Here is a 3,184-nt window from a genome sequence, read left to right on the forward strand (position 1 = left end):
TAACTTAAGATATATCCTTGATCGAATAAAATCTTTGTGATTTCTTTTTTCAAGTTCGAAGCAGGTATTTCAACCACTTTGTGGTTTGCCATAACTGCATTTCTAACTCTCGTAAGATAATCTGCAATTGGATCTGTATACATTTTGTATTAATTTGCGAATATGGTTTTCAAATAGCACTCACTAATTGAACCTTTACTCAATTTATAATTATTTATTAATTACCAAGAAGCTTTTCTAACACCTGGTATTAAACCTTGATTTGCCATTTCACGAAAAGTAACACGAGAAATACCAAATTGTCGCATGTATCCTCTTGGCCTTCCAGTTAATTTACAACGATTGTGCATACGAACTGGTGACGCATTTTTTGGTAATTTTTGTAATCCTTCATAATCACCAGCTTCTAATAAAGCTTTTCTTTTCTCAGCGTATTTTGCTACCGTTTTTTCTCTTTTAACCTCACGGGCTTTCATTGATTCTTTAGCCATATCTTAATTCTTTTTAAAAGGTAAACCTAATTCAGCCAATAATGACTTTGCTTCTTTATCTGTGCTTGCTGTTGTTACAAAAGTAATATCCAAACCAGAAATTTTGTTAACTTTATCAATATCAATTTCAGGGAAAATGATTTGTTCAGTAACACCAAGGTTATAATTACCACGTCCGTCAAAACCAGTAGCTTTGATACCGTTAAAATCTCTTACACGTGGCAGAGAAGATGTTATAAGTCTGTCTAAAAACTCATACATTCTCTCACCTCTAAGAGTTACTTTTGCTCCAATAGGCATACCTTTTCTCAATTTGAATGACGCAACGTCTTTCTTTGAGATTGTGGATACAGCTTTTTGTCCAGTAACTTTTGTTAACTCATCAACAGCATAGTCAACTAGTTTTTTATCAGATACTGCAGCTCCAACTCCACGGCTTAAAACGATCTTTTCCAATTTAGGAACTTGCATTACGTTTTTATAACCGAATTCTTCTTTAAGGGCAGCAATTACTCTGTCCTTATATTCTTGCTTAAGTCTAGGTGTATATGCCATAACTATAAAACTTGATTTGATTTTTTTGAAAATCTCACTTTCTTATCTCCTTCTACTTTCATTCCAACCTTTGTAACTTTCTTTGATTTTGGATCAATTAAAGACAAGTTTGAAATATGCAAAGGAGCTTCTTTCTTAACTATTCCTCCTTGAGGGTTTTTTGCACTTGGTTTTGTATGTTTCGAAACCATGTTTACACCTTCAACGATTGCTTTGTTCTTTTCACGGTCAACACGTACAACTTTACCTTCAGAACCTTTATGGTCTCCAGCGATAACCTTTACCGTATCTCCTGATTTAATTTTTAGCTTTATCATCTTACTGCGAATTAAAGCACTTCTGGTGCTAATGATACAATTTTCATGAATTGTTTTTCACGAAGTTCTCTTGCTACTGGACCAAAAACACGAGTTCCTCTCATTTCACCAGCAGCATTTAACAATACGCAAGCGTTATCGTCAAAACTGATGTATGAACCATCGGCTCTTCTCACTTCTTTTTTGGTACGTACAACAACTGCAGTTGAAACAGCTCCTTTTTTAACGTTTCCGTTAGGGGTTGCGTCTTTAATAGATACTACAATTTTATCTCCAACAGAGGCATAACGACGTTTCGTTCCTCCTAAAACACGGATAGTCAAAACTTCTTTTGCTCCTGTGTTATCTGCTACTTTTAATCTTGATTCTTGTTGTACCATAATTACTTAGCTCTTTCAATGATTTCAACTAATCTCCAACATTTAGTTTTGGATAAAGGTCTTGTTTCCATGATCTTTACCGTATCACCAATGTTACAATTATTTGTTTCGTCGTGTGCATGAAACTTTTTAGTCTTTAACACGAACTTACCGTATAGAGGGTGTTTTACTCTAGTTACTTGAGCAACAACAATAGACTTATCCATTTTGTTTGAAGTAACAACCCCAATTCTTTCTTTTCTTAAATTTCTTTTATCTTCCATTTTAGCTAGAATACAATTATTGTAACTCTCTTTTAGTTAGCTCTGTTGCTACTCTAGCAACTGCTCTTCTTGCACTTCTAATTTGAAGTGGATTAGCAATTGGTGAAATAGCGTGAGCATTTCTTAGATCTGAATACGCTTTTCTTAACTGGTTAAGTTTTACTTGTAACTCAGCTGCAGATAGATTTATAATTTCTGATTGTTTCATAATTAATTTTAGATTATGCTTCGAAATCTCTAGCAACAACAAACTTAGTTTTTACAGGAAGTTTTTGAGCAGCAAGACGTAAAGCTTCTTTAGCAACAGAAAGCGGAACTCCACCAACTTCAAACATTATTTTTCCAGGTTTAACTACTGCAGCCCAATATTCAACTGCACCTTTACCTTTACCCATACGTACCTCAAGAGGTTTCTTTGTAATAGGTTTATCTGGAAAAACATTAATCCAAAGTTGTCCTTCTCTCTTCATGTAACGTGTTGCTGCAATACGTGCAGCTTCAATTTGACGAGAAGTTAAGAACATGCCATTTTCATGAACTGATTTGATTCCAAACATTCCACTTGAAAGCAAATGTCCTCGTTGAGAAACACCTTTCATTCTACCTTTTTGTACCTTACGGTATTTTGTTCTTTTAGGCTGTAACATTTTTCTTTAATTTAAAAAATTACTTTCTTTTACGTGCATCTGGTCTACCACCTTTGTTGAAAGGTTTTTTTTCACCTCTTGGAGAGTCTCCACCTTTTCCACCAGAAGCCTGTTTTTTATCCATTCCAACAAGTGGAGATAAATCACGCTTTCCGTAAACCTCACCTTTCATAATCCATACTTTTATACCCATTCTACCATAAGTAGTATGTGCTTCAGCCAAAGCATAATCAATATCGGCTCTGAAAGTTGATAGAGGAATTCTTCCTTCTTTGAATTGTTCTGAACGAGCCATTTCCGCACCATTCAAACGACCAGAAATCAAAACTTTAATACCTTCTGCATTCATACGCATTGCTGCTGCGATAGCCATTTTAATAGCTCTTCTGTATGAAATACGGCTTTCGATTTGACGTGCTATACTAGTTCCAACTAAATAAGCATCTAACTCGGGTCTTTTAATTTCAAAGATGTTAATTTGAACCTCTTTGTCAGTAACTTTCTTAAGTTCTTCTTTCAACTTGTCTACCT

General features: G+C 34.8%; 9 protein-coding genes. All 9 read right to left on the reverse strand.

Features of this window, described 5'->3' with window-relative positions; all coding sequences use genetic code 11:
• Window positions 1–143, reverse strand: a 143-nt coding sequence (gene rpsH / locus ACOYLT_RS11025; protein ID WP_422853905.1) for a 30S ribosomal protein S8, incomplete at its 3' end; no start/stop codon positions are given.
• A 78-nt stretch (window positions 144–221) separates the two neighbouring features.
• Window positions 222–491, reverse strand: a complete 270-nt coding sequence (gene rpsN, locus ACOYLT_RS11030; protein ID WP_422853897.1) for a 30S ribosomal protein S14 — start codon at window positions 489–491, stop codon at window positions 222–224.
• A gap of 3 nt (window positions 492–494) precedes the next feature.
• On the reverse strand, window positions 495–1,046 hold the full coding sequence (gene rplE / locus ACOYLT_RS11035) for a 50S ribosomal protein L5 (protein ID WP_422853898.1): 552 nt from the start codon (window positions 1,044–1,046) through the stop codon (window positions 495–497).
• A 2-nt stretch (window positions 1,047–1,048) separates the two neighbouring features.
• Window positions 1,049–1,363, reverse strand: coding sequence for a 50S ribosomal protein L24 (gene rplX, locus ACOYLT_RS11040; RefSeq protein ID WP_422853899.1), 315 nt, complete (start codon window positions 1,361–1,363; stop codon window positions 1,049–1,051).
• 11 nt (window positions 1,364–1,374) lie between these two features.
• A complete protein-coding gene (gene rplN / locus ACOYLT_RS11045; RefSeq protein WP_422853900.1) occupies window positions 1,375–1,743 on the reverse strand; it encodes a 50S ribosomal protein L14 in 369 nt (122 codons plus the stop codon).
• A 2-nt stretch (window positions 1,744–1,745) separates the two neighbouring features.
• The gene (gene rpsQ / locus ACOYLT_RS11050; protein ID WP_422853901.1) at window positions 1,746–2,006 is read right to left on the reverse strand and encodes a 30S ribosomal protein S17; all 261 of its coding nucleotides are present in this window, start codon (window positions 2,004–2,006) and stop codon (window positions 1,746–1,748) included.
• A gap of 16 nt (window positions 2,007–2,022) precedes the next feature.
• Window positions 2,023–2,214, reverse strand: a complete 192-nt coding sequence (gene rpmC / locus ACOYLT_RS11055) for a 50S ribosomal protein L29 (protein ID WP_422853902.1) — start codon at window positions 2,212–2,214, stop codon at window positions 2,023–2,025.
• A 13-nt stretch (window positions 2,215–2,227) separates the two neighbouring features.
• Window positions 2,228–2,653 (reverse strand): 50S ribosomal protein L16, encoded by a 426-nt coding sequence (gene rplP, locus ACOYLT_RS11060; RefSeq protein ID WP_422853903.1) that lies wholly within the window; start codon window positions 2,651–2,653, stop codon window positions 2,228–2,230.
• 19 nt (window positions 2,654–2,672) lie between these two features.
• Window positions 2,673–3,184: 30S ribosomal protein S3 (gene rpsC / locus ACOYLT_RS11065; RefSeq protein WP_422853904.1), on the reverse strand; the 512-nt coding region annotated here is incomplete at its 5' end.

Source organism: Flavobacterium sp., from assembly GCF_049318185.1.
Classification (GTDB): Bacteria; Bacteroidota; Bacteroidia; order Flavobacteriales; family Flavobacteriaceae; genus Flavobacterium.